Source organism: Microbacterium sp. ER1 (assembly GCF_023383675.1).
GTDB lineage: Bacteria > Actinomycetota > Actinomycetes > Actinomycetales > Microbacteriaceae > Microbacterium.
Genome location: NZ_QCXO01000138.1, coordinates 139,978 through 163,836 on the forward strand (window position 1 = coordinate 139,978; position 23,859 = coordinate 163,836).

The 23,859-nt window shown below is 71.1% G+C and carries 23 protein-coding genes; 22 read left to right on the forward strand and 1 reads right to left on the reverse strand.

The window, feature by feature from the left end; genetic code table 11:
• The first annotated feature begins 39 nt into the window (after positions 1–39).
• From aroC to aroQ, 5 genes are read left to right on the forward strand one after another with little or no spacing between them, the layout of a single operon-like run.
• Positions 40–1,269 carry a chorismate synthase gene (gene aroC, locus BV453_RS13985; protein WP_025103508.1) on the forward strand — a complete coding sequence of 410 codons (1,230 nt, stop codon included), beginning with the start codon at positions 40–42 and terminating at the stop codon, positions 1,267–1,269.
• Complete coding sequence (locus tag BV453_RS13990) at positions 1,253–1,771, forward strand: shikimate kinase (RefSeq protein WP_085607560.1); 519 nt, start codon at positions 1,253–1,255, stop codon at positions 1,769–1,771. Before aroC ends, BV453_RS13990 begins: the two co-directional genes overlap by 17 nt.
• A complete protein-coding gene (gene aroB / locus BV453_RS13995; protein ID WP_025103506.1) occupies positions 1,768–2,856 on the forward strand; it encodes a 3-dehydroquinate synthase in 1,089 nt (362 codons plus the stop codon). Before BV453_RS13990 ends, aroB begins: the two co-directional genes overlap by 4 nt.
• A complete protein-coding gene (locus BV453_RS14000; protein WP_085607556.1) occupies positions 2,853–3,377 on the forward strand; it encodes a GNAT family N-acetyltransferase in 525 nt (174 codons plus the stop codon). Before aroB ends, BV453_RS14000 begins: the two co-directional genes overlap by 4 nt.
• Positions 3,374–3,814: a type II 3-dehydroquinate dehydratase gene (gene aroQ / locus BV453_RS14005; protein ID WP_085607554.1), complete on the forward strand. Its 441-nt coding sequence runs from the start codon at positions 3,374–3,376 to the stop codon at positions 3,812–3,814. Before BV453_RS14000 ends, aroQ begins: the two co-directional genes overlap by 4 nt.
• 11 nt (positions 3,815–3,825) lie before the next feature.
• Here aroQ and BV453_RS14010 read toward each other — a convergent pair whose 3' ends face one another.
• A complete protein-coding gene (locus tag BV453_RS14010) occupies positions 3,826–4,164 on the reverse strand; it encodes a hypothetical protein (RefSeq protein ID WP_249521867.1) in 339 nt (112 codons plus the stop codon).
• Positions 4,165–4,339: 175 nt separating this feature from the next.
• Here BV453_RS14010 and efp point away from each other — a divergent pair, with 175 nt between their 5' ends.
• From efp to BV453_RS14095, 17 genes are all read left to right on the forward strand, one after another.
• Positions 4,340–4,900 carry an elongation factor P gene (efp, locus tag BV453_RS14015; protein WP_025103502.1) on the forward strand — a complete coding sequence of 187 codons (561 nt, stop codon included), beginning with the start codon at positions 4,340–4,342 and terminating at the stop codon, positions 4,898–4,900.
• Between the two features lie 3 nt (positions 4,901–4,903).
• On the forward strand, positions 4,904–5,314 hold the full coding sequence (nusB, locus tag BV453_RS14020) for a transcription antitermination factor NusB (protein ID WP_060922157.1): 411 nt from the start codon (positions 4,904–4,906) through the stop codon (positions 5,312–5,314).
• Positions 5,315–5,357: 43 nt separating this feature from the next.
• Positions 5,358–8,312, forward strand: a complete 2,955-nt coding sequence (locus BV453_RS14025; protein WP_249521868.1) for a DEAD/DEAH box helicase — start codon at positions 5,358–5,360, stop codon at positions 8,310–8,312.
• Positions 8,313–8,392: 80 nt separating this feature from the next.
• Positions 8,393–9,970 carry a Rieske 2Fe-2S domain-containing protein gene (locus tag BV453_RS14030; RefSeq protein ID WP_249521869.1) on the forward strand — a complete coding sequence of 526 codons (1,578 nt, stop codon included), beginning with the start codon at positions 8,393–8,395 and terminating at the stop codon, positions 9,968–9,970.
• A 43-nt stretch (positions 9,971–10,013) separates the two neighbouring features.
• Complete coding sequence (locus BV453_RS14035; RefSeq protein WP_060922159.1) at positions 10,014–10,271, forward strand: hypothetical protein; 258 nt, start codon at positions 10,014–10,016, stop codon at positions 10,269–10,271.
• Entirely contained in the window at positions 10,268–10,648 is a 381-nt protein-coding gene (locus BV453_RS14040) for a PIN domain-containing protein (protein WP_060922160.1), read from the forward strand. The genes BV453_RS14035 and BV453_RS14040 overlap by 4 nt, the downstream gene beginning before the upstream one ends.
• 69 nt (positions 10,649–10,717) lie before the next feature.
• The gene (gene pyrR / locus BV453_RS14045) at positions 10,718–11,248 is read left to right on the forward strand and encodes a bifunctional pyr operon transcriptional regulator/uracil phosphoribosyltransferase PyrR (RefSeq protein WP_249521870.1); all 531 of its coding nucleotides are present in this window, start codon (positions 10,718–10,720) and stop codon (positions 11,246–11,248) included.
• On the forward strand, positions 11,245–12,210 hold the full coding sequence (locus BV453_RS14050; RefSeq protein WP_025103497.1) for an aspartate carbamoyltransferase catalytic subunit: 966 nt from the start codon (positions 11,245–11,247) through the stop codon (positions 12,208–12,210). The genes pyrR and BV453_RS14050 overlap by 4 nt, the downstream gene beginning before the upstream one ends.
• Entirely contained in the window at positions 12,207–13,511 is a 1,305-nt protein-coding gene (locus BV453_RS14055) for a dihydroorotase (RefSeq protein ID WP_249521871.1), read from the forward strand. Before BV453_RS14050 ends, BV453_RS14055 begins: the two co-directional genes overlap by 4 nt.
• The gene (locus tag BV453_RS14060) at positions 13,508–14,020 is read left to right on the forward strand and encodes a hypothetical protein (RefSeq protein WP_062634504.1); all 513 of its coding nucleotides are present in this window, start codon (positions 13,508–13,510) and stop codon (positions 14,018–14,020) included. The genes BV453_RS14055 and BV453_RS14060 overlap by 4 nt, the downstream gene beginning before the upstream one ends.
• On the forward strand, positions 14,017–15,195 hold the full coding sequence (gene carA / locus BV453_RS14065; RefSeq protein ID WP_085607542.1) for a glutamine-hydrolyzing carbamoyl-phosphate synthase small subunit: 1,179 nt from the start codon (positions 14,017–14,019) through the stop codon (positions 15,193–15,195). Before BV453_RS14060 ends, carA begins: the two co-directional genes overlap by 4 nt.
• The gene (gene carB, locus BV453_RS14070; RefSeq protein WP_085607540.1) at positions 15,195–18,482 is read left to right on the forward strand and encodes a carbamoyl-phosphate synthase large subunit; all 3,288 of its coding nucleotides are present in this window, start codon (positions 15,195–15,197) and stop codon (positions 18,480–18,482) included. The genes carA and carB overlap by 1 nt, the downstream gene beginning before the upstream one ends.
• Positions 18,479–19,324 (forward strand): orotidine-5'-phosphate decarboxylase, encoded by an 846-nt coding sequence (gene pyrF / locus BV453_RS14075; protein ID WP_249521872.1) that lies wholly within the window; start codon positions 18,479–18,481, stop codon positions 19,322–19,324. The genes carB and pyrF overlap by 4 nt, the downstream gene beginning before the upstream one ends.
• Positions 19,317–20,228, forward strand: coding sequence for a guanylate kinase (gene gmk, locus BV453_RS14080; RefSeq protein WP_249521873.1), 912 nt, complete (start codon positions 19,317–19,319; stop codon positions 20,226–20,228). Before pyrF ends, gmk begins: the two co-directional genes overlap by 8 nt.
• A gap of 109 nt (positions 20,229–20,337) precedes the next feature.
• Positions 20,338–20,592, forward strand: coding sequence for a DNA-directed RNA polymerase subunit omega (gene rpoZ, locus BV453_RS14085; protein ID WP_025103490.1), 255 nt, complete (start codon positions 20,338–20,340; stop codon positions 20,590–20,592).
• Between the two features lie 88 nt (positions 20,593–20,680).
• Complete coding sequence (gene metK, locus BV453_RS14090) at positions 20,681–21,874, forward strand: methionine adenosyltransferase (RefSeq protein WP_105949851.1); 1,194 nt, start codon at positions 20,681–20,683, stop codon at positions 21,872–21,874.
• A gap of 16 nt (positions 21,875–21,890) precedes the next feature.
• Positions 21,891–23,849 (forward strand): primosomal protein N', encoded by a 1,959-nt coding sequence (locus BV453_RS14095; RefSeq protein WP_249522081.1) that lies wholly within the window; start codon positions 21,891–21,893, stop codon positions 23,847–23,849.
• The last annotated feature ends 10 nt before the right edge of the window (positions 23,850–23,859 follow it).

Consider the following 23,859-nt stretch of genomic DNA (forward strand, 5'->3'; position numbering starts at 1 on the left):
GGCACGGCGCGGGGGGAAACGCATGGGAGACTAGAGCACATGCTCCGCGTGCTCACGGCCGGCGAATCGCACGGCCCAGAACTCATCGCCGTCATGGAGGGTCTGCCCTCCGGCGTCCCGGTGTCGTCCGAGGCCATCCAGGCCGACCTCGCCCGCCGCAAGCTCGGCTATGGACGCGGCTCCCGGATGAAGTTCGAACAGGACGAGCTCACGATCTCCGGTGGCGTCCGGCACGGGAAGACGCTGGGCAGCCCCATCGCCCTGCGCATCGGCAACACCGAGTGGCCGAAGTGGATCGAGGTCATGAACCCGGAGCCGGTGGAGCTCACCGATCGCTCGCGCGGTCGTGGCGCCCCGCTGACCCGGCCACGTCCGGGACACGCCGACCTCGTGGGCATGCAGAAGTACGACTTCGATGAGGCCCGTCCGATCCTCGAGCGGGCGAGCGCCCGGGAGACCGCCGCCCGCGTGGCGCTCGGTGCTGTCGCCCGCTCCTTCCTCGGCGAGCTCGGCATCCGACTCGTCAGCCACACGCTCTCCATCGGTCCGGTGCGCGTGCCGGATGGCGCGGCGCTGCCGACCCCGGATGACGTGGACGCGCTGGACGCCGACCCGCTGCGGTGCTTCGACCCCGCGACCTCGGCGCTCATGGTCGCGGAGGTGGACGACGCCAAGAAGGACGGCGACACGCTCGGCGGCATCGTCGAGGTCCTGGCGTACGGCCTGCCGCCGGGGCTCGGCTCCCACGTGCACTGGGATCGCCGCCTGGACGCCCGGCTGGCCCAGGCGCTCATGAGCATCCAGGCGATCAAGGGCGTGGAGGTCGGCGACGGCTTCGAGACCACCCGCCGCCGCGGCTCCGCCGCCCACGACGAGCTCTTCGCCACCGCCGACGGCATCGCCCGCGGCACGGACCGCGCCGGCGGCACCGAGGGCGGCATGTCCACCGGGACCGTGCTGCGCGTGCGGGCCGGCATGAAGCCGATCGCGACCGTGCCCCACGCGCTGCGCACGATCGACGTCGCGACCGGCGACGAGGCGACCGCGCACCACCAGCGTTCCGACGTCTGTGCCGTGCCCGCGGCGGGGGTCGTCGCGGAGGCCATGGTCGCGATCGAGCTGGCGCGCGCCGTGCTGGAGAAGTTCGGCGGCGACAGCATCCGCGAGACGCGCCGCAACCTGGAGGGATACCTCGACGGCATCCCCGCGGAGCTGCGCACGGCCCCCGCGTCCGAGGCGGCGCTCATCGCGCATGACGAACGCGGCTGATCCGCTGACGCTGGTCCTCGTCGGACCGATGGCGGCCGGCAAGACCAGCGTCGGACGAAGGGTCGCACGGCGGCTGGGCGTCGCCTTCATCGACACCGACAAGCGCATCGTCGCCGCGTACGGCCCGATCCCCGAGATCTTCGCCACGCACGGCGAGGCGCACTTCCGGGACCTGGAGCGCGCGGCGGTCCGCGAGGCCCTCGCCGAGGGCGGCGTGATCTCCCTCGGCGGTGGCGCCGTCACGGATCCGGAGACGCGCGCGCTGCTGCGCGCTCATCCGGTGGTCTTCCTCACCGTGACCGAGGCGGCCGTCGCCGACCGCCTGCGCGGCGGGACGCGCCCGCTGCTGGCGGGCGAGGACCCGGTCGAGAAGTGGAAGCGCATCTTCGCCGAACGGCGAGGATGGTACGACGAGGTGGCGTCGGCCACGTTCGACACCTCGCGGCGTCCGATGCAGCGCATCGCGGACGAGATCGTGGCATGGAGGAGAGAACAGCGATGAGCACGACGACCATCAGCGTCACCGGGAACGACGCCTACGACATCACGATCGGACGGGGGATCCTCGACCAGGTGTCCGCGGCTCTCGCGCCGGGCGTCCGCAAGATCCTCGTCGTGCACCCGCCGACCCTCGCAGCCCGCGCCGCCGAGCTCCGCGACCGGCTCCTCGCCGACACCGCGGATGGCCCGCGCGAGGTGCTGCTCGCCGAGATCCCGGATGCCGAGCAGGGCAAGCGCATCGAGGTCGCCGCTTTCTGCTGGCAGGTCATGGGCCAGGCCGACTTCACCCGGACGGACGCCGTCGTCGGCTACGGCGGGGGAGCGGTGACCGACCTCGCCGGCTTCGTCGCGGCGACGTGGCTGCGCGGCATCCAGATCGTCCAGGTGCCCACCACCGTCCTCGGCCTCGTGGACGCCGCCGTGGGCGGCAAGACGGGCGTCAACACCGCGGAGGGCAAGAACCTCGTCGGCGCCTTCTGGGCCCCGCGCGCCGTCGTCGGCGACCTCGACGAACTGGGCAGCCTGAGCCCCAACGAGGCCACCGCCGGCTTCGCGGAGGTCGTCAAGGCCGGTTTCATCTGGGCCCCGGAGATCCTCGACATCGTCGAGGCCGATCCCGCGCGCGCGGTCGACACCACGACGGACGAGTTCCGCCGGGCCGTGGAGCTCGCGATCGACATGAAGGCGCAGGTCGTCTCGGATGACTTCCGCGAGGCCGGGCAGCGGGAGATCCTGAACTACGGCCACACGCTCGGCCACGCGATCGAGCACGCCGAGCGGTACCGCTGGCGGCACGGGGCGGCCATCTCGATCGGCATGCTGTACGCCGCGGAGCTGTCCCGGCTCGCGGGGCGGCTGTCGGACGCCGCCGCGGAGCGCCACCGCACGATCCTCGAGTCGCTCGGCCTGCCGACGTCGTACCGGGCCGGTGCCTGGCCGCAGCTGCTCGCGACGATGCAGCGCGACAAGAAGAGCCGCGGCGGCATGCTCCGCTTCATCCTGTTGGACGACATCGCCAAGCCCACCGTGCTCCAGGCGCCGGATGAGTCGCTGCTCTTCGCCGCCTACCAGGAGATCGGCGCATGAGCATCGCCGTCCGGCGCATCACACCGGAGGACTGGCGGGAGGTCAAGGCGCTGCGGCTGCAGGCCCTCGCCGACCCGGCCGCACCGATGGCCTTCCTCGACTCCGTCGAGCACGCCGCCGCACAGCCCGACCGCTTCTGGCAGGAGCGCGCCGCAAACGCCGCGGGTGACGCCGCCTCCGCGCAGTTCGTCGCGATCGCCGACGACGGCACCTGGACCGGGACCGTGACCGTGCTCCCGCATCGCGAGCAGCACGACGCGGGGCTGGTCGTCGGGGTCTATGTGGCGGACACGCATCGCGGGGCGGGCGTCATCGATGCGCTCCTCGACGCCGCGGCGGCCTGGGCCCGCGATCGCGGCCTCCGCGCGCTCGTGCTCGAGGTGCACGTGGACAACTCCCGGGCGCAGGCCGTGTACCGCCGAGGCGGCTTCGTCCGGACCGGCGAGATCGAGACTTCGGGCTTCGGGCGGGAATGGGTCATGCGTCGCGAGCTGGTCGACACCGGGAGCGTGCCCGCATGAGCGCCCCGCGTCGGCTGCTGCTCGTCAACGGCCCCAACCTCAACCTCCTCGGTACCCGCGAACCCGAGGTGTACGGCACGGCGACCCTCGCCGACGTCGAGCGGATCACCGCCGAGGCCGCCGCCGCGCTCGGGTTCGAGGTGCGGGCGCTGCAGAGCAACCACGAGGGCGTGCTCATCGACGCGATCCACGACGCGCGGGCGGACTGCGCGGGCATCGTCATCAACCCGGGCGGCCTCACCCACACCTCCGTCGCCCTGCGTGACGCGCTCACCGGCGTCGCGTTGCCCTTCGCCGAGGTCCACATCTCCGACGTGTACGCCCGCGAGGAGTTCCGTCACCACTCGTACCTGCACGACGTCGCCGCGGTGCGTGTCATCGGACGCGGCGTGGAGGGCTACGCCGACGCGGTGCGGGAACTCGTCGCGCAGCTCTGAGCGCGCGGGGATCAGGGCAGGCCGACGAGCAGCACGCACACCGTGATGCCCACGAGCGTCAACAGGGCCATGGCGAGGAAACAGGCGGCCAGCGCACGGAGCCGCGGCCGCATGCTCGACACCGCGAGGCGGATGACGACCATCGCGGCCAGGCCCAGGACCAGGATGATCGCGGTCACCAGGCCGACGGTTCCCGCCGCGCCGCCGCTGCGGACGATCCCGATCAGGGGCACGAGGCTGACCGCCGTGAAGATCGTGGCGACGATGAGCCAGACCGCCCCGGACGACGTCCGCAGCGCCGGCTGATTCGCCATCCTGGTCGGGTCCCGGTCGCGATCGTCTTCGCTCATGTCGATTCCTCCTGTCCTCGTCCACGCTGCCCGGGGCCACGGGCATCGTCACGGGGCTTCCGGTCTCGCGGAGGAGCGTCTATCGTGCCCCGCGACGGCCTGCGCCGGGCATCCCGTAGAATCGACTGTCGGCCGACCCCGGCCCCCACGGACTCAGGAACGGAACTCCTCGCACATGGCATCCACCGCAGACATCAAGAACGGCGTCGTCCTCAGCATCGACGGGCAGCTCTGGAGCGTCATCGAGTTCCAGCACGTCAAGCCCGGCAAGGGCGGCGCCTTCGTCCGCACGAAGCTGAAGAACGTCGTCTCGGGCAAGACCGTGGACCGCACGTACAACGCCGGGGCGAAGATCGACATCGAGAACGTCGACCGCCGGGACTACACCTACCTCTACACCGACGGTGACGGGTTCGTGTTCATGGACCAGACCGACTTCGACCAGATCACGCTGCCGGCGGCCACGGTCGGCGACGCGAAGAACTTCCTGCTCGAGAACCAGCAGGTCACCATCGCCCTCAACAACGGCAACCCTCTCTACATCGACCTCCCGGCCTCGGTCATCCTCGAGGTGACCTACACCGAGCCCGGTCTGCAGGGCGACCGCTCGTCCGCCGGCACCAAGCCCGCGACGCTCGAGACCGGCTACGAGATCCAGGTCCCGCTGTTCCTGGAGACCGGCACGAAGGTCAAGGTCGACACCCGCACGGGCGAGTACCTCGGCCGCGAGAAGTAAGGCGTGAGCGCCCGCACGAAGGCGCGCAAGCGCGCGCTCGACATCCTGTTCTCGGCCGACGTCCGCGGCGACGAGGTCGCGGTGGCCCTCGCCGCCGAGGCGAAGCGCGCGGCGAACGAGCCCGCACGTGAGGCGTCGTGGCTGTACGCCCGCGAGATCGTCGACGGCATCATCGACCAGCGCGACGAGATCGACGAGCAGATCACGACGCACAGCCGCGACTGGAAGCTCGAGCGGATGCCCGCCGTCGACCGCGCCCTGCTGCGCATCGGCGCGTGGGAGATCCTCTACAACGACGAGGTGCCGACCGCGGTCGCGATCGACGAGGCGGTGGAGCTCGCGAAGGAGTTCTCCACCGACGAGTCGGGCGCGTTCGTGCACGGCGTGCTCGCCCGCGTCGCCCGCTCGGCCTGAGCGCCGCAGCAGCGGTGTCGGCGGTGGCGGGCAGGATCGTCTCATGATCCGCCCGCCCGCCTCCGCCACCCCGGGAGACGGGGCGCGGGATTGGCGTGCCCTGTTGGACGCCGGCGCTGCCCCGGCGGCGGCGACCCCCCTCGCGCTCGGGTTCGAGGTGCGCGTCCGCGACGCCCGAGGAGCCAACCCGTGGGCCTCACGCCCGCAGCGCACCGCGACTCCCCGTGACGTCGCCAAGGGTGTGGGGGAGATCCTCCTCGGCATCCGTCCGCTGGAGCGGAGCGCGGCGACGGGGTCCTGGGTGCTCGGGTCCGCCACCTGGGACGCGGTCCGCCGCGCGCCGGACCAGTACGGTCGGGAGCAGTCGCGGTGGTTCGCCGATCTGCTGAGCATCGCGCGCGACGCGCTGCTCTCCGGCACGGCGGGGGACTGGCTCGTCGCCGACCTCATCGAGTCGCGGCTCCTCTGGGGGCATCTGCGGTCGGCGACCGACCTCGGCATCCCGCTCGTGGCGGCCCAGCGGTCGACGACGCTCGTCCTCGCCGACACCGCAGAACTGACGGCGACCGTGTCCCGTGACGACGACGGCGGCCTCGTCGTCCGTCCGGTCGTGACCCTGGACGGGCGCGAGACGCTGCCGGGCAGCATCCGCGCCCTCGGGCGCTCCGGCGTGTACGAGGTCGCGCAGAGCGGGTCGCGCCTGCAGGTGACGCTCGCGGAGCTTCCGCTCGCGGGGCCCGCGCCGTCGCTGCTCCGGGCCGGGATGCTCGTCGTCCCCGCAGCGGAGGAGGCGACCTTCCTCCAGGACGCCTATCCACTCCTCGCGCGCCGTCTCCCCGTCCGCGCGGTCGGCCGCGTCGCGCTCCCCGACCTCCCACCGCCCCGTGCCGTGCTCCGGGTGGCGTTCCGTCGCGGAGACACCGTGGAGTACACCGTCGAGTGGGACTATCGCGGCTTCGGGCGGGTGCCGTTCACGCCGGGTCCGGAGGCCGTGCGCGATCCGGACGCCGAAGCCTCTGTGACGCATCGGATCCGGAACGTCTGGCAGGAGCACGGCGTCGCGTTCGCCCCCGCGGGGGCGTTCCACGACGTGGCGGCCGCGGAGTTCATGACGCGCGTCGTCCCCGCCGTGGAGGCGGAGGGCGTCGAGGTGGAGGTGTCGGGCCGCCGCAAGACGTATCGCGAGCTCGCCGGGGAGCCGGAGATCACGGTCTCGACCGTGGAGAGCACCGACCCCGACTGGTTCGACCTCGGCGTGATCGTCCGCATCGACGGGCGGAACATCCCCTTCGAGCCGCTGTTCACGGCCCTGAGCGCGGGCCGGCGGAAGCTCCTGCTCGTCGACGGCAGCTACTTCTCCCTGAACCACCCGGCGCTCGACCGTCTGCGCGACCTCCTCGACGAGGCCGGGGATCTGGACGAGTGGGAGACGGGCCCGCGGATCAGTCGGCATCAGACGGATCTGTGGGAGGAGTTCGAGGATCTGGCGGACGAGGCCCTTCCCGCGGTGAGCTGGCGGGCCACCGCCGACGGATTGCGCAGCGCCACTGCGGTGCCGGCGGTGCCCCTCCCTCCGGGGCTCACCGCACAGTTGCGGCCGTACCAGAAGGAGGGGCTGGACTGGCTCGCGTTCCTCTGGTCGCATCGGCTCGGCGGCATCCTCGCCGACGACATGGGTCTCGGGAAGACGGTCCAGCTGCTCGCGCTCATCCTGCACGCCCGTGCGGCGGGGGAGGGACGCCCTTTCCTCGTGGTGGTGCCGACATCCGTGCTGGCGACCTGGCGCACCGAGGCGGCGCGGTTCGCTCCGGGTCTCCGCGTGATCACCCGGGACTCGACCGCCGGGCCTGCCGTGGCCGCTGTGGCTCGCGAGGCCGACGTGGTGCTCACCACCTACGCCGTCGCGCGGCTCGACGAGGAGGGGTTCGCGGGCGTCACCTGGGCCGGGCTGATCCTCGACGAGGCCCAGTTCGTGAAGAACCCGGCGACGAAGCTGCATCGTGCCGTCGCGCGTTTCCCGTCCGACGTCACCATCGCGGTCACGGGCACGCCGCTGGAGAACAGCCTCGAGGAGCTCTGGGCGCTGCTGAAGCTCACGGCACCCGGCCTGTTCGCCTCGGCGCGGAAGTTCCGCGAGCACTACATCCAGCCGATCGAGCAGGGGAAGGTCCCGGAGAACGCGGAGGGCGGACCGTACCGGCAGCGCCGCCTCGCGCAGCTCCGACGACGGATCCGCCCGCTCGTGCTCCGCCGCACCAAGGAGCTCGTCGCCCCGGACCTCCCGCTGAAGCAGGAGCAGGTGCTGGAGATCGAGCTGAGCGCCGGGCATCGCGAGCTCTACGAGACGGTGCTGCAGCGGGAGCGGCAGAAGGTGCTCGGCCTGCTGGAGGATCTCGACCGCAACCGCTTCATCGTGTTCCGCTCCCTGACGCTGCTGCGGATGCTGAGCCTCGCTCCGGCACTGATCGACCCGGCCGACGCACGCCTCGGCTCCCGCAAGCTCGACGAGCTCCTGGAGCGGATCGTCGAGCTGCAGGCGGAGGGGCACCGCGCGCTCGTGTTCAGCCAGTTCACGTCCTTCCTCGACATGGCGGCCGCGCGTCTGGACGCCGCCGGCATCCCGTACGCGCACCTCGACGGCTCGACGCGTCATCGCGAGCAGGTGGTCGCGGACTTCGCGGAGGGGGAGCAGCCCGTCTTCCTCATCAGCCTGAAGGCCGGCGGGTTCGGGCTCACGCTGACCGAGGCCGACTACGTGTTCCTCCTCGACCCGTGGTGGAACCCCGCCGCCGAGGCCCAGGCCGTCGACCGCACGCACCGCATCGGCCAGCGCAGCCAGGTGTTCGTCTACCGCATGATCGCCAGCGGCACGATCGAGGAGAAGGTCCTCGCGCTGCAACGCCGAAAGGCCCGCCTGTTCACCGCCGTGCTCGACGACGACGCGCTCTTCGCCCAGGCGCTCACGGCCGACGACATCCGCGGTCTCTTCGACGACTAGACCGTTTTCCCCGGCCCGTCCCGCCGGGCGCTCAGGGAGCCGTCGGTACAATCGAACGGTTCATCTTCGAGAGGAATGCAATGCGGATCACGGGACTCGGCCACGCCGGCATGTTCATCGAGACGGTGGGCGGCACCATCATCTGCGACCCGGTGCTCGGCCCGTCCTTCTTCGGGTCCTGGTTCCCGTTCCCGGACAACCGTGCCCTCGACTGGGAGCGCTACGGCCGTGAAGCCGACTTCCTCTACATCTCGCACCGGCACCGCGACCACTTCGACCCGGCGCTCCTGGAGCGGTACATCCGCAAGGACATCGAGGTGCTCCTGCCGGAGTATCCGATCGACGACCTGGAGCAGGACATCCGGGCGCTCGGCTACACGAACATCACCTATGCGCCCGCCGGCGAGATCATCGAGCGCGGTGCGCTCAAGATGATGATCACCCCGCTGCGCGCGCCGAGCGACGGCCCGATCGGCGACTCGTCGCTCAGCGTGGACGACGGCACCGGCTCGATGCTGAACCAGAACGACTCGCACCCGCTCGATCTCGACAAGCTGCTGCACTTCGGGAAGCCCGACGCCTACTTCACGCAGGTCTCCGGGGCGATCTGGTGGCCCATGGTCTACGACCTGCCGCTGGACGCGAAGCAGAACTTCGCCCGCCTCAAGCGCGAGGCGCAGAACAAGCGCGCGATGTACTACATCGAGAAGGTCGACGCTCCGCACGTCTTCCCGATGGCGGGTCCGCCCATGTTCCTCCGCGACGACCTCTTCGACTTCAACGGGATGGGCCGCAACGGCGAGTCCATCTTCACGGACCAGAAGCAGTTCATCGCGCACATGAAGGAGCTGGCCCCGAAGTACGACGGGCAGCTCTTCGTCCCTGGCACTCTCGTCACGATCGACGGCGGTGCGGTGACCACCGAGCAGACGCTCTACACCGAGGCCGAGCTCGCCCACATCTTCGACGAGAAGTGGGAGTACCTGGAGGAGCAGCGCGCGACCCGCCAGCAGGAGATCCGCGACGAGGAGGCCTCGCGCGCCGAGATCATCCCGCCGGAGGAGATGCTGGCCGCGATCAAGGAATGGTGGGAGCCGCTGCTGAAGAAGTCGCGCACCATCCGCCTCGGCGTCGGCGGGCACGTCCGCTTCCGCATCGGGGAGCTGGACATGGTGGTCGACTTCCCGCGCGCCAAGGTCCGCGAGTACGCGGGGGAGGAGTGCGTGTACTGGTACACGATCCCGGCCGACCTCGTCTCGACGAACATCCGCGACCACGAGATCGACTGGTCGAACTCGATCTTCCTGTCGATGCAGTTCTCGGTCGGCCGCAGCGGCAAGTTCAACGAGTTCCTCACCACGTTCCTCAAGTGCCTCTCGGTCGACCGGATCGAGTACGTCGAGAACTGGTACCAGGAGCAGACCGACCAGACCGAGGATGCGGAGATCGGCGACTGGGTCGTCCAGCGCCGCTGCCCGCACCTGCGCGCCGACCTCACCAAGACGGGGAAGGTCGACGAGGACGGCATCCTCACATGCAGCATGCACGACTGGAAGTGGGACCTGAAGACCGGACGCTGCCTCTCCACGAGCGGCCACCCGATCCGTTCCTCGAAGATCGACGACGTGACGGATCCGGTGCTCCGCGAGGCGAGCTGAGCGCGCCTGTACCACCGAGCGCAGCCGGTGGTACAGTGTGGCGATGCCGACCGCTCTGACCCGTATCCAGGTGACGCAGACCGCCGCGCTGCGCGAGGCGCTGGAACTCGCGGAAAGCGAGTGGCCGGGACTACCGAAGTCGGAGCAGGTGGCGAGGCTCGCGGTGCTGGGGGCGGAGCGGCTCGCAGAGCGAGGATCCCACCGGCGCGCGACCCGGCGGGCGGCGCTCGAGGCGACACGGGGATCGATCGCCTATCCACCGGGGTATCTCGACGCTCTCCGGAAGGACTGGCCGGAGTGATCGTCGTGGACGCCGGTGTCCTCATCGCGCACCTTTCCACCGACGATGTCCACCAGGAGGCGGCGTTCGACATCCTCGATACCGAGGAAGACCTTCTGATCCACCCGATCACCCTCGCGGAGACGCTCGTGCATCCGGCGCGGATGGGCACAGAGCTCGCCGATCTCGCCAAGATCGACTCCCTCGGGCTGCTGCGTCGGGAGGAGACGGTCGACGAACCGGTCCATATCGCGCGGCTCCGCGCCGCGACCTCCCTGAAGCTCCCGGACTGCGCGGTACTCGTCACGGCGGAGGCGTTCGGCGCGACGCTGGCGACCTTCGACCGTCGTCTCGCGACGGTCGCCAGAGAGCGCGGTGTCGAGGTCGTCGGCGTCTGATCCCTCCGATAGACTGGGATCACAAGCAACCTTTAACACCGTCCTGTGAGGCGGAGAAGGGAGCGGCTGATGGGTGTGCGCACTGTGCTGCACCAAGCCGACATCTCACGAGCGCTGACCCGGATCGCGCACGAGATCCTCGAGTCCAATCGCGGGGCCGACGACCTCGTCCTGCTGGGCATCCCGACCCGCGGTGTGACGCTGGGCCATCGGCTCGCCGCGCTGATCAGCGAGATCGCGCAGGTCTCCGTCCCCGTCGGGTCCCTCGACGTGACGCTCTTCCGCGACGACCTCGCCAAGCACCCGACGCGATCGCCGCAGCCGACGGAGATCCCCGCGGGCGGCATCGACGGGAAGACGGTCGTCCTCGTCGACGACGTCCTGTTCTCCGGCCGGAGCATCCGCGCCGCGCTCGACGCCCTGCAGTCGATCGGCCGTCCCGCCGTCGTGCGGCTCGCGATCCTCGTCGACCGCGGACACCGGGAGCTTCCCATCCGCCCCGACTTCGTGGGCAAGAACATCCCGTCCGCGCGCACCGAGCGCGTCAACGTGCGTCTGTTCGAGAACGACGGCGCCGAGGAGGTGACGATCGGCGAATGAGGCATCTCCTCGACACCCGCACGCTCGACAGAGCGACCGCCCTACGCATCCTCGATGTCGCGGAGGACATGGCCGACACCCAGTCCCGCGAGGTCAAGAAGCTCCCCACGCTCCGCGGGAAGACCGTCGTCAACCTCTTCTTCGAGGACTCCACGCGCACCCGCATCTCCTTCGAGGCCGCCGCGAAGCGCCTGTCCGCCGACGTCATCAACTTCGCCGCCAAGGGCTCCAGCGTCTCCAAGGGCGAGAGCCTGAAGGACACCGCGCAGACGCTCGAGGCGATCGGCGCCGACGCGGTCGTCGTGCGGCACCCCGGCTCCGGCGCCCCGCAGACGCTCGCCACGAGCGGCTGGATCTCCGCCGGAGTCGTCAACGCCGGCGACGGCACGCACGAGCACCCCACCCAGGCGCTCCTCGACGCCTTCACCATCCGCAAGCGTCGCTTCGGTGCGGAGAGCCGCGGACGCGACCTCTCCGGTCTCCGGGTGACGATCGTCGGCGACGTGCTGCACTCCCGCGTGGCGCGCTCCAACGTCTGGCTGCTCACCACGCTCGGCGCCGAGGTCACGCTCGTGTCGCCGCCGACCCTGGTTCCGCAGAACGTGTCCCTGTGGCCCGTCCGCGTGGTCTACGACCTGGACGAAGCCCTCGCGGAGGGGCCGGACGCCGTGATGATGCTGCGCATCCAGCTCGAGCGGATGAACGCGGCGTATTTCCCGACTGAGCGGGAGTATTCGCGCCGGTGGGGCCTGGACGCACGGCGCGTGGCGGCTCTGCCGGGCGGTAGCATTGTCCTGCACCCCGGACCCATGAACCGGGGACTGGAGATCTCCTCCGAGGCTGCCGATTCCCCCCGTTCGACGGTGCTGGAACAGGTGTCGAACGGGGTCTCCGTGCGCATGGCGGTGCTGTACCTGCTGCTGGCAGGAGAACGAGACGACGAACGAGGGGGAGACCTGTGAGCGAGACCCTCGTCATCACCGGTGCACAGCTGCTCGGCGCGGACGGCGCCGACATCATCATCGAGGACGGCGTCATCGCCGAGGTCGGGACGGGGCTCACCCGCACCGGCGCGCGGGTGATCGACGCCGCGGGCCTGGTCGCGCTGCCGGGCCTCGTCGACCTGCACACCCACCTGCGCGAGCCGGGGTTCGAGGCCTCCGAGACGATCCTCACCGGCACCAGAGCGGCCGCCGCGGGCGGGTTCACCGCCGTGTTCGCGATGCCGAACACCTCCCCGGTCGCCGACACGGCGGGCGTGGTCGAGCAGGAGCTCGCCCTCGGCGAGGCGGCCGGGTACGCGACCGTGCAGCCGATCGGCGCCGTCACCGTGGGGCAGAAGGGTGAGCGCCTCGCCGAGCTGGGCGCCATGGCCACCTCCCGTGCCCAGGTTCGGGTCTTCAGCGACGACGGCTTCTGCGTGTGGGACCCGCTGATCATGCGCCGGGCTCTGGAGTACGTGAAGTCCTTCGACGGCGTCATCGCCCAGCATGCGCAGGACCCGCGGCTCACCGAGGGCGCCCAGATGAACGAGGGCACCGTCTCGGCCGAGCTCGGGCTGGCCGGGTGGCCGGCGGTCGCCGAGGAGTCGATCATCGCCCGCGACGTGCTCCTCGCCGAGCACGTCGGCTCGCGGCTGCACGTGTGCCACCTGTCAACGGCAGGCTCGGTGGACATCATCCGCTGGGCCAAGAAGCGCGGTGTCAACGTGACGGCGGAGGTCACGCCGCACCACCTGCTGCTCACGGACGAACTCGTCCGCGGCTACGACGCGCGGTTCAAGGTCAACCCGCCGCTGCGCCGCGAGGAGGACGTCCTCGCGGTCCGGGAGGGCCTGGCCGACGGCACGATCGACATCGTCGCGACCGACCACGCACCGCACCCCAGCGAGCACAAGGCGTGCGAGTGGCAGGCCGCCGCGAACGGCATGGTCGGTCTGGAGAGCGCCCTGCGGGTCGTGCACCAGTCGATGGTGCAGACCGGTCTGCTCGACTGGGCCGACGTCGCCCGCGTCATGAGCGCGACGCCCGCCCGCATCGGCCGGCTCTCCGGCCACGGCACGCCGCTCGCCGCCGGGCAGCCCGCGCACATCACGCTGTACGACCCCGCGGTCGACGGTGTGTTCACCGCCGCGGACCTGCACGGGCGCAGCGTGAACTCGCCCTACCTGGGCCGCGCCCTGCCCGGCAGGGTGGAGTACACCGTGCACGGCGGCGTCCTCACGGTCGACGGCGGCGCCGTCGTCGAGGAGCTCGGCGCATGAGCGCACGGGACCTCGCGGTCGCGATCATCATCGCCGTCGCGCTGCTGATCCTGCTCTCGATGCTGTTCGCCTGGCGACGACGAGTGCGGCGCGATGCCGCGTACACGGCCCCGCTCGGGGTGCCGGAGCACGCGGAGGTGACGCGCCGCGATGAGGTGCTCTACGTGTCCACGACTCGGCACGAGCAGCCCCTCGAACGGCTCGCGATCACCCCGCTGGCGTTCCGCGCACGCGGCGAGCTGGCTGTGACCGACCGCGGCATCGCGCTGGCCCTCGACGGTGCCCCCACCGTCTTCCTCGCCGCCGACCGCCTCGTCTCCGTCGACCGCGCGACCGTCACCATCGATCGCGTCGTGGAGCCCGGCGGGCTCGTGCGCATCTCGTGGCACGTCGACGACACGACCGTCGTCGACAGCTATGTGCGCCTCACCGGCGGCGATCTCCCGACCCTCATCTCCGACCTGCAGCGGCTCATCCCCGCCGCCCCTGACACAGGAGCCTCGTCATGACCCTCTCGACTTCCTCCCCGCAGGCCTCCGCGGCCCGCCTTCCCGACCCCGCCGTCCTCGTCCTGGAGGACGGCACCCGACACCGCGGACGCGCGTACGGCGCGCGCGGGCGCACCCTCGGCGAGGTCGTGTTCGCCACCGGCATGTCGGGATACCAGGAGACCATCACCGACCCGTCCTACGCCGGACAGATCGTCCTGCAGACCGCCCCGCACATCGGCAACACCGGCATGAACGACGAGGACACCGAGTCCCGCCGCATCTGGGTCGCCGGCTACATCGTGCGCGACCCCTCGCGCGTCGTCTCGAACTGGCGGGCGAACGCCTCTCTCGACGAGGTCCTCGTCGAGGACGGCATCGTCGGCATCAGCGGCATCGACACGCGCGCGGTCACCCGCCACATCCGCTCGGCCGGCTCCATGCGGGGCGGCATCTTCTCGGGTGCGGAGGCGGAGCTCGACCCGGAGGAGCAGCTGCGCATCGTCCGCGAGGCCCCGGAGATGACCGGCCTCAACCTCTCCGCGCAGGTGTCCGTCCAGAGCGCGACCGTCACCCCGGCGGTGGGGGAGCGCATCGGCAACCTCGCCGTGCTCGACCTCGGCGTGAAGCAGGCGACGATCGACAACCTCGCGGCCCGCGGCTTCGACGTGCACGTCCTCCCGCAGGACGTGGGCATCGACGAGATCCGGGCGATCGAGCCGGTCGCCGTCTTCTACTCGAACGGTCCCGGCGACCCCGCGGCCTCGGGCGACCACGTCGAACTGCTGCGCGCGGTCCTCGACGACGGGCTGCCCTTCTTCGGGATCTGCTTCGGCAACCAGCTCCTCGGCCGGGCCCTGGGTCTCGGCACGTACAAGCTGCCGTTCGGCCACCGCGGCATCAACCAGCCCGTGCTGGACAAGCAGACGGGCAAGGTCGAGATCACCGCGCACAACCACGGCTTCGCCGTGGAGGCGCCCCTGGAGGGCTCCTTCGACAGCCCGCACGGCTACGGCAAGGTCGAGGTCAGCCACGTCGGCCTCAACGACAACGTCGTGGAGGGCCTGCGCGCCCTCGACATCCCCGCCTTCTCGGTGCAGTACCACCCCGAGGCCGCGGCCGGACCGCACGACGCCAACTACCTCTTCGACCGCTTCCGCGACATGGTCATCGCGAACAAGAAGGACGCAAAGTAATGCCCAAGCGCGACGACATCCGCTCCGTCCTCGTCATCGGCTCCGGCCCGATCGTCATCGGCCAGGCCTGCGAGTTCGACTACTCCGGCACCCAGGCGTGCCGCGTCCTCCGTGAGGAGGGCGTCCGGGTCATCCTCGTCAACTCCAACCCCGCGACGATCATGACCGACCCCGACTTCGCCGACGCGACCTACATCGAGCCGATCACCCCCGCGGTGATCGAGACGATCATCGCCAAGGAGAAGCCCGACGCGATCCTGCCGACGCTCGGCGGTCAGACGGCGCTGAACGCCGCGATGGCCCTGCACGAGCAGGGGATCCTCGAGAAGTACGACGTCGAGCTCATCGGCGCGAAGGTGGACGCCATCAAGAAGGGCGAGGACCGTCAGGTCTTCAAGGAGCTCGTCCTCGAGGCGGGCGCGGACGTCGCCAAGAGCGTCATCGCCCACACCATGGACGACCTCCTCGCCGGTGCCGAGCAGCTCGGCTACCCGCTCGTGGTGCGCCCGTCCTTCACGATGGGCGGGCTGGGCTCCGGGTTCGCCTACGACGAGGAGGACCTGCGCCGCATCGGCGGCGCCGGCCTGCGCGACTCGCCGACGACCGAGGTGCTCCTGGAGGAGTCGATCCTCGGCTGGAAGGAGTACGAGCTCGAGCTCATGCGCGACACCGCCGACAACACGGTGGTCGTCTGCTCCATCGAGAACGTCGACCCGGTCGGCGTGCACACCGGCGACTCGATCACGGTGGCTCCGGCGCTGACCCTGACCGACCGCGAGTACCAGAAGCTCCGCGACATCGGCATCGACATCATCCGCGCCGTGGGCGTGGACACCGGTGGCTGCAACATCCAGTTCGCGGTCAACCCGGAGAACGGCCGCATCATCGTCATCGAGATGAACCCGCGCGTCTCCCGGTCGAGCGCCCTGGCGTCGAAGGCCACCGGCTTCCCGATCGCCAAGCTCGCGGCCAAGCTCGCCCTCGGCTACCGCCTCGACGAGATCCCGAACGACATCACCGGCGTGACCCCGGCCAGCTTCGAGCCGACGCTCGACTACGTGGTCGTGAAGGTCCCGCGCTTCGCGTTCGAGAAGTTCCCGGCCGCCGACGCCACCCTCACCACGACCATGAAGTCGGTCGGCGAGGCGATGGCCATCGGGCGCAACTACGCCACCGCGCTGCAGAAGGCGCTGCGGTCGCTCGAGAAGCGGGGCTCCAGCTTCCACTGGGGCGAGGAGCCGCGCACCGTCGAGGAACTGCTCGAGATCGCGAAGACCCCGACCGACGGCCGGATCGTCACCCTGCAGCAGGCGCTGCGCAAGGGCGCGACCATCGAGCAGGCGTTCGAGGCCACGGCCATCGACCCCTGGTTCCTCGACCAGATCGTCCTCATCAACGAGGTCGCCGAGGTCGTCCGCACCGCCGGCGAGCTGGACGACGCGACGCTGCGCTACGCCAAGGAGCACGGCTTCTCCGACGTGCAGATCGCCCAGCTCCGCGGCGAGAGCGAGGCCGAGATCCGCGGCGTGCGCCACGGCCTCGGCATCCGCCCGGTCTACAAGACGGTCGACACCTGCGCAGGGGAGTTCCCCGCGCTGACGCCGTACCACTACTCGAGCTACGACGCCGAGACCGAGGTCGCGCCGTCCGACCGTACCAAGGTCGTCATCATCGGCTCCGGCCCGAACCGCATCGGTCAGGGCGTCGAGTTCGACTACTCCTGCGTGCACGCCTCGTTCGCGCTGTCCGACGCGGGCTTCGAGACCGTGATGATCAACTGCAATCCGGAGACCGTGTCGACCGACTACGACACGTCCGACCGGCTGTACTTCGAGCCGCTGACGCTCGAGGATGTGCTGGAGGTCCTGGACGCGGAGGCCGCGAGCGGCACCATCCTCGGCGTCGTCTGCCAGCTCGGCGGGCAGACCCCGCTCGGGCTCGCGAAGGGCATCGAGGCGGCCGGCTACACGGTCCTGGGGACGAGCCCGGAGGCCATCGACCTGGCCGAGGAGCGCGAGCTGTTCTCGCGCCTGCTCGACGAGGCCGGACTCCTCGCGCCGCGCAACGGCACGGCGATCGACGTGGAGGGCGCGGTGCGCATCGCCGAGGAGATCGGCTACCCGGTGCTCGTGCGCCCGAGCTTCGTGCTCGGCGGTCGCGGCATGGAGATCGTCTACGGCACCGACGCGCTGCGCGACTACTTCGTGCGGACCGCCGGTGAGGTCGTGATCGAGGAGGGCAAGCCGCTCCTGGTCGACCGCTTCCTCGACGACGCGATCGAGCTCGATGTGGACGCCCTGTACGACGGCACCGACCTCTTCATCGGCGGCGTGATGGAGCATCTGGAGGAAGCCGGCATCCACTCCGGCGACTCGAGCTGCACACTGCCGCCGGTCTCGCTCGGCCGCAGCGACGTCGACCGCGTCCGCGAGGCCACCCTCGCCATCGCGCAGGGCGTCGGCGTGCGCGGTCTGCTGAACGTGCAGTTCGCGATCAGCGCCGGCGTGCTCTACGTCATCGAGGCGAACCCCCGGGCCAGCCGCACGGTGCCCTTCGTCTCCAAGGCGCTGGGCATCCCGATGGCGAAGGCCGCCAGCCGCATCATGGCCGGCTCCACCATCGCCGAGCTCCGCGCCGAGGGGATGCTGCCCGCGCAGGACGGCTCGCGCGTCCCGCTGGACGCTCCGGTCTCGGTCAAGGAGGCCGTGCTGCCCTTCAAGCGGTTCCGCACCGCCGACGGCAAGACGGTCGACTCGGTCCTCGGCCCGGAGATGCGCTCGACCGGCGAGGTCATGGGCATCGATCGCGACTTCCCGACCGCGTTCGCGAAGTCCCAGGCCGCGGCCTACGGCGGCATGCCGACCTCGGGAACCGTGTTCATCTCGGTCGCCGACTCCGACAAGCGCGCGGTGATCCTCCCGGCGCACCGCCTCCAGCAGCTCGGCTTCACGATCGTGGCGACCGAGGGCACGGCGGAGATCCTGTCCCGCAACGGCATCGCGGTCACGGTGGTCGAGAAGTACAGCGAGACTCAGGAGTCCGGCGCCCGGAACATCGTCGACCTCATCAACGACGGGGAGATCGACATCGTCGTGAACACCCCGTCCGGTGGGGCAGCCCGTGCGGACGGCTACGAGATCCGCGCCGCCGCGGTGGCCGCCGACAAGGCGCTCTTCACGACCATCGCCGTGCTCGGCGCGGCGGTGAGCGGGATGGACGCCGCGCACGAGGGCTTCCAGGTCAAGAGCCTGCAGGAGTACGCCCAGGACCGGATGGCCGCGGTATGACGGAACGCTTCGGCAGGCGAGCCCGCGCCGCTCTGGAGGCGCACGGTCCGCTCTGTGTCGGCATCGACCCCCACGCCGCTCTGCTGGCGGCGTGGGGGCTGACCGCCGACGCCGCCGGAGTCCGGGAGTTCGGGCTCCGTACCGTCGAGGCGGCCGCCGGTCGCGTCGGTGTCGTGAAGCCGCAGGTGTCGTTCTTCGAGCGGTACGGCGCCGCCGGGTTCGCCGCGCTGGAGGACGTGCTCGCCGCCGCGCGGGCGGCCGGACTGCTCGTGATCGCCGATGCCAAGCGCGGGGACATCGGATCGACGATGGCGGATTACGCGCAGGCCTGGCTGCCCGCCGGTGCGCCTCTGGAGGCGGACGCCCTGACGGTGAACCCGTACCTCGGCGTCGGTGCGCTGGAGGGCGCATTCGCCGTGGCTGAGGAGCACGGCAAGGGGCTCTTCGTCCTCGCGGCGACCAGCAACTCCGAGGCGACCGTGCTGCAGCGCGCGACGACCGCGGACGGCGAGACCGTGTCCGCGGCCGTGGTCGCCGAGGCGTCGCGCCGGAACGCCGCCGCGACGCCCGCGGGGGAGTGGGGGAGTTTCGGCTTCGTCATCGGTGCCACCGTGGACGCGGCGGAGGCCGGCCTCGCGCCGTTCGCGCCCGTCGCCCCGATCCTCGCCCCCGGCTTCGGCGCGCAGGGCGCCACTCCCGCGGATCTCGCCCGCCGCTTCGGCCCCCAGGCCGCCTCGGTGATCGCGAGCGAGAGCCGTAGCCTCCTCTCCGCGGGCCCGGCGGCCCTCGCCGAGACGATCGCCGACCGCGCCGCCCAGTATCGAGAGGTCAGCCGTGGCTGAGGAACGCCGCACCGTCCCCGAGGTCGACAGGGCCGCCGCCGCCCGCCGTGCGGTCGAGAGACGACGCGCCAGGGCCTCGCTCAAGCGGGATCTGACGATGCGCGTCGTCACCCCGCAGGCCGTGCTGCATCGCGCGACGGAGGACCCTGACTCGGTCGAGGGGTCCCTGCGCATCACCGACTTCCTCCTGGCCCTCCCGGCGATCGGCGCGGGAAAGCGCGACCGCGTGCTGGAGCAGCTCCACATCTCTCCGGTCAAGCGGCTCGGCGGGCTGGGCGCCCGGCAGCGCCGGGTGCTGGAGGAGTGGCTGGACGACCGGTTCCCCGTACCTGCGCCCCGGGGGGCGCGCAGCCGACTGCTCGTCCTCGCCGGCCCCACGGCCGTAGGCAAGGGGACCGTCGCCGCGCACATCCGCGAGAACAACCCCGAGATCCATCTGTCCGTCTCGGCGACCACCCGACCTCCACGCCCGGGCGAGATCGACGGCGTGCACTACTACTTCGTGGACGACGCCGAGTTCGACCGCCTGATCGCCGACGGCGAGCTGCTGGAATACGCGGTCGTGCACAATCGCTCGCGCTACGGCACTCCGCGCGCTCCCATCGACGCCGCCCTGGCCGAGGGGAAGACGGTGCTGCTGGAGATCGACCTGCAGGGCGCGCGCCAGGTGCGCGCGGCCGAGCCGTCGGCGACCCTCATCTTCCTTCTGCCGCCGAGCTGGGACGAGCTGGTGCACCGACTGGTCGGCCGGGGCACCGAGGACGCCGAGGAGCGAGCCCGCCGGCTGCGGACCGCGAAGGTCGAGCTGGCGGCGCAGAACGAGTTCGACCACCTCATCGTGAACGAGGACGTCGCCACCGCCGCTCGCGAGGTCGTAGACTTGTCTACAAGCTCTGCGCGCTGACCTGATTCCAGGGTCGAGCACCACGCCGGTCCCTGAGCTCGTCGAAGGGTCGCGCGCCCGCAGCACCGTCTTCGCGGCGAATCCCGTCGCCTGATCAGGAGGTCCACCCATGGCCGGACGCAACAACGGCATCATCGATCCCCCCATCGACAACCTGCTGGAGCGCGTCGACTCCAAGTACGAGCTCGTGATCTACGCGGCCAAGCGCGCCCGTCAGATCAACGACTACTACTCCGACCTGCACGAGGGGAACCTCTTCGACAACGTGGGCCCGCTCGTCGACTCCTCGGTCGAGGACAAGCCGCTCACCATCGCCCTGCACGAGATCAACGAGGACAAGCTCCGCCTGCGTCACGCGGAGTAACTCGACGACCGTGCCGCCCCGACGTCGGTGGCGCGGTCCAGAATGGGTGCCACACCCTCCCACCGTCCGTCCCCGTTCTGGAGCATCGATGAGCGCGCTGCGTCTGTTCACGTCCGAGTCCGTCACCGAAGGGCATCCGGACAAGATCTGCGACCAGATCTCGGACAGCATCCTCGACGGACTGCTCGCGAAGGACCCGGCCTCCCGGGTCGCGGTCGAGACGCTCGTCACGACCGGGCTCGTGCATGTGGCCGGCGAGATCCGCACCGACGCCTACGTCGACATCCCGACGATCGTCCGCCAGGTCGTGAACGGCATCGGCTACACGTCGTCCGACACCGGCTTCGACGGCGACTCGTGCGGCGTCAGCGTCTCGGTGGGGGAGCAGTCCACCGACATCGCCCACGGGGTCGACAACGCCCAGGAGCACCGCGACGGCTCGTCGGTCGATCCGCTCGACGGCCTCGGCGCCGGGGACCAGGGCATCATGTTCGGGTTCGCCACCAACGAGACCCCGCAGCTCATGCCGATGGCCGCATGGACCGCGCACCGCATCGCCGAGCGGCTGACCGAGGTGCGCCGCAGCGGGCTGCTGCCCTTCCTGCGCCCGGACGGGAAGACGCAGGTCACCCTCGGTTACGACGGCTTCACCCCGAAGACCGTCGACGCCGTCGTGCTGTCCACGCAGCACAACCCGGACATCGCCCAGGACGACCTCAAGGCGCAGATCCGCGAGCACGTCATCGATCCGGTCCTCGCCACGACCGGCCTCGACCTCGACGACGTCACCTACTACATCAACCCCGCGGGCCCCTTCGTCACGGGCGGCCCCAAGGGAGACGCCGGGCTCACCGGCCGCAAGATCATCATCGACACCTACGGCGGCGCCGCACGGCACGGCGGTGGTGCCTTCAGCGGCAAGGACCCGTCGAAGGTCGACCGCTCCGGCGCCTATGCGACGCGCTGGGTCGCCAAGAACGCGGTCGCCGCGGGCCTCGCCGACCGCCTCGAGGTGCAGGTCGCCTACGCGATCGGCGTCGCCCGCCCCGTCGGCCTGTACGTGGAGACCTTCGGCACCGGACGGGTGTCCGACGAGGTCATCACGCGCGCCATCGACGAGGTGTTCGACCTCCGGCCGCAGGCCATCATCGAGCAGCTCGACCTGCTGCGGCCGATCTATGCGCAGACGGCCGCGTACGGGCACTTCGGTCGGGAGCTGCCGGACTTCACGTGGGAGCGGACGGACCGGGCCGAGGAGCTGCGGCGCGCTGCCGGGCTCTGACGGGTCCGCGGTGCTGATCTCCCCGGAGAGCCGGCGCATCGCGCGGGTGCTCCTCGAGTCGCCGCTGCCGCAGCTCGACCGCCTGTTCGACTACGCGCTCCCGCCGGAGCTCGGTGACGTCGAGCCCGGGGTCCGCGTGCGCGTGCCCCTGCGGACCGCGGGGCGCGTGGTCGACGGATTCGTGGTGGAGCTGGACGTGGAGGACGACGCCGATCGGCCGCTCTCCGAGGTCGAGAGCATCGTGTCCGCCGTTCCCGTACTGCCGGATCGCCTGTACCGACTGGCGCGGCGCGTCGCCGATCGCGCGGCAGGGTCGGCAGCCGACGTGCTGCGGCTGGTGATCCCGAAGCGGCAGGTGCGGGTCGAGAAGGCCTGGACCGCCGACGCTCCGACGCCGCTCCTCGAACCCGAGGCCCGCGACGCGGCCGCGTCCGTCGTCGGACTGTACGACGGACTGCAGGCGGTGCTCGACGAGAACGGACGAGCGGCCGTCGAGGCCATCCCGCTGCTCAGCGACGACACACCGGGCTGGGCGCGGATGCTCGCTGCTGCCGCCGCGACGACGCTCGCGGCGGGGAAGTCGACCATCCTCGTCGTGCCCGACCACCGTGACCTCGATCGGCTGCTGGCCGCCCTCGACAGGTTCGTCCCGGCGGAGGCGATCGCGCGGTACGACTCCCGACAATCGAACCCGGATCGCTATCGCTCCTTCCTGCGCACGCTCGAGGACGCGCCCTGCATCGTCGTCGGGAACAGGTCCGCCGTGTACGCCCCTGTCGTCGCCGGTATCGTGGCGCTGTGGGACGACGGCGACAGCCTGCTGGGCGAGCCGCTCGCACCCTACGTCCACGCCCGGGATGCGGCGCTGGTGCGGCAGGAGGCGGAGGGCTCGGCCCTGCTCTTCGCCGGTCACACGCGGACGACCGAGGTCGAGCGGCTCGTCGTGCACGGCTGGCTGCGGGATGTCCGCGCGACCCGGCGGGTCCTCCCGCGTGTGGTGCTGAGCACGCCGCAGGAGATGGAGCAGCCGACGCCCCAGCGCATGCCGTCGTCGGCCTTCCTCGCCGCCCGGAACGCGGCCGCGGAGGGTCCGGTACTCATCCAAGTCTCGCGGCCCGGCTTCGCGCCGTCCCTCGTCTGCGCCGACTGCCGGGCCCCCGCCCGATGCCCTCATTGCGGCGGTCCTCTCGGCGCCCGCCATCGTGGCGCGGTCCCGGTGTGCGGGTGGTGCGGGCGTGGTGCCAGGGCGTGGACCTGCCCGGCGTGCTCCTCGACCCGTCTCCGGCTCGCTTCATCCGGCAGCGAGCGGACCGCCGACGAGCTCGGACGCGCCTTCCCCGGCGTCCGCGTCATCGTCGCCGACGGCAGCCATCCGGTGGAGCGCGTCGACGCGCGCCCGGCCCTCGTGGTCGCCACGCGCGGCGCCGAGCCCCTCGCGGAGGGCGGCTACCGGGCGGTCGTCCTGCTCGACGGCCCGCGGATGCTGCAGGCGCCGGATCTGCGCATCGGCGAAGCGTGTCTGCGGTGGTGGTCGAACGCCGCCGCCCTCGCCGCGCCGGGCGCCCCCGTCCACCTCGTCGGCGTCGACGGCGCCGTCGCCAGAGCCCTCGCCACGTGGAACCACCCCGCCTACGCACGCACCGAGCTGGAGCAGCGCGCGCCGCTGCACATGCCGCCGACCGCGCGCGTCGCGCTCGTGGAAGGCTCGTCCGCCGCCGTGGCGCGCGCTCTGGAGGCCCTGTCCGAACTCTCGCTGCCCTCCGACGCGGTGCTCGGTCCCGTCCCCGTCGAATCGGATGACGTCCCGCCCCGCGTGCGGGCGCTCGTGCGCTTCGACTACGGCGCGGGGAGTCGCGTCGCGACCACCCTCCGTGCTGCCGTCGTGGCGGAGGCGGTGAGCGGCCGCCGAGGCCGGACCAAGGCCGCCCGCAGCACGCTCTCGGTCCGCCTCGATATCCTCGATCCAGAACTCTGACCCTTCCGGA

Coding starts and splice junctions, on each gene's coding strand:
- aroC (WP_025103508.1), top strand. CDS start 40: ATGCTCCGCGTGCTCACGGCCGGCGAATCGCACGGCCCAGAACTCATC.
- BV453_RS13990 (WP_085607560.1), top strand. CDS start 1,253: ATGACGAACGCGGCTGATCCGCTGACGCTGGTCCTCGTCGGACCGATG.
- aroB (WP_025103506.1), top strand. CDS start 1,768: ATGAGCACGACGACCATCAGCGTCACCGGGAACGACGCCTACGACATC.
- BV453_RS14000 (WP_085607556.1), top strand. CDS start 2,853: ATGAGCATCGCCGTCCGGCGCATCACACCGGAGGACTGGCGGGAGGTC.
- aroQ (WP_085607554.1), top strand. CDS start 3,374: ATGAGCGCCCCGCGTCGGCTGCTGCTCGTCAACGGCCCCAACCTCAAC.
- BV453_RS14010 (WP_249521867.1), bottom strand. CDS start 4,164: ATGAGCGAAGACGATCGCGACCGGGACCCGACCAGGATGGCGAATCAG.
- efp (WP_025103502.1), top strand. CDS start 4,340: ATGGCATCCACCGCAGACATCAAGAACGGCGTCGTCCTCAGCATCGAC.
- BV453_RS14025 (WP_249521868.1), top strand. CDS start 5,358: ATGATCCGCCCGCCCGCCTCCGCCACCCCGGGAGACGGGGCGCGGGAT.
- BV453_RS14030 (WP_249521869.1), top strand. CDS start 8,393: ATGCGGATCACGGGACTCGGCCACGCCGGCATGTTCATCGAGACGGTG.
- BV453_RS14035 (WP_060922159.1), top strand. CDS start 10,014: ATGCCGACCGCTCTGACCCGTATCCAGGTGACGCAGACCGCCGCGCTG.
- pyrR (WP_249521870.1), top strand. CDS start 10,718: ATGGGTGTGCGCACTGTGCTGCACCAAGCCGACATCTCACGAGCGCTG.
- BV453_RS14050 (WP_025103497.1), top strand. CDS start 11,245: ATGAGGCATCTCCTCGACACCCGCACGCTCGACAGAGCGACCGCCCTA.
- BV453_RS14060 (WP_062634504.1), top strand. CDS start 13,508: ATGAGCGCACGGGACCTCGCGGTCGCGATCATCATCGCCGTCGCGCTG.
- carA (WP_085607542.1), top strand. CDS start 14,017: ATGACCCTCTCGACTTCCTCCCCGCAGGCCTCCGCGGCCCGCCTTCCC.
- carB (WP_085607540.1), top strand. CDS start 15,195: ATGCCCAAGCGCGACGACATCCGCTCCGTCCTCGTCATCGGCTCCGGC.
- pyrF (WP_249521872.1), top strand. CDS start 18,479: ATGACGGAACGCTTCGGCAGGCGAGCCCGCGCCGCTCTGGAGGCGCAC.
- rpoZ (WP_025103490.1), top strand. CDS start 20,338: ATGGCCGGACGCAACAACGGCATCATCGATCCCCCCATCGACAACCTG.
- metK (WP_105949851.1), top strand. CDS start 20,681: ATGAGCGCGCTGCGTCTGTTCACGTCCGAGTCCGTCACCGAAGGGCAT.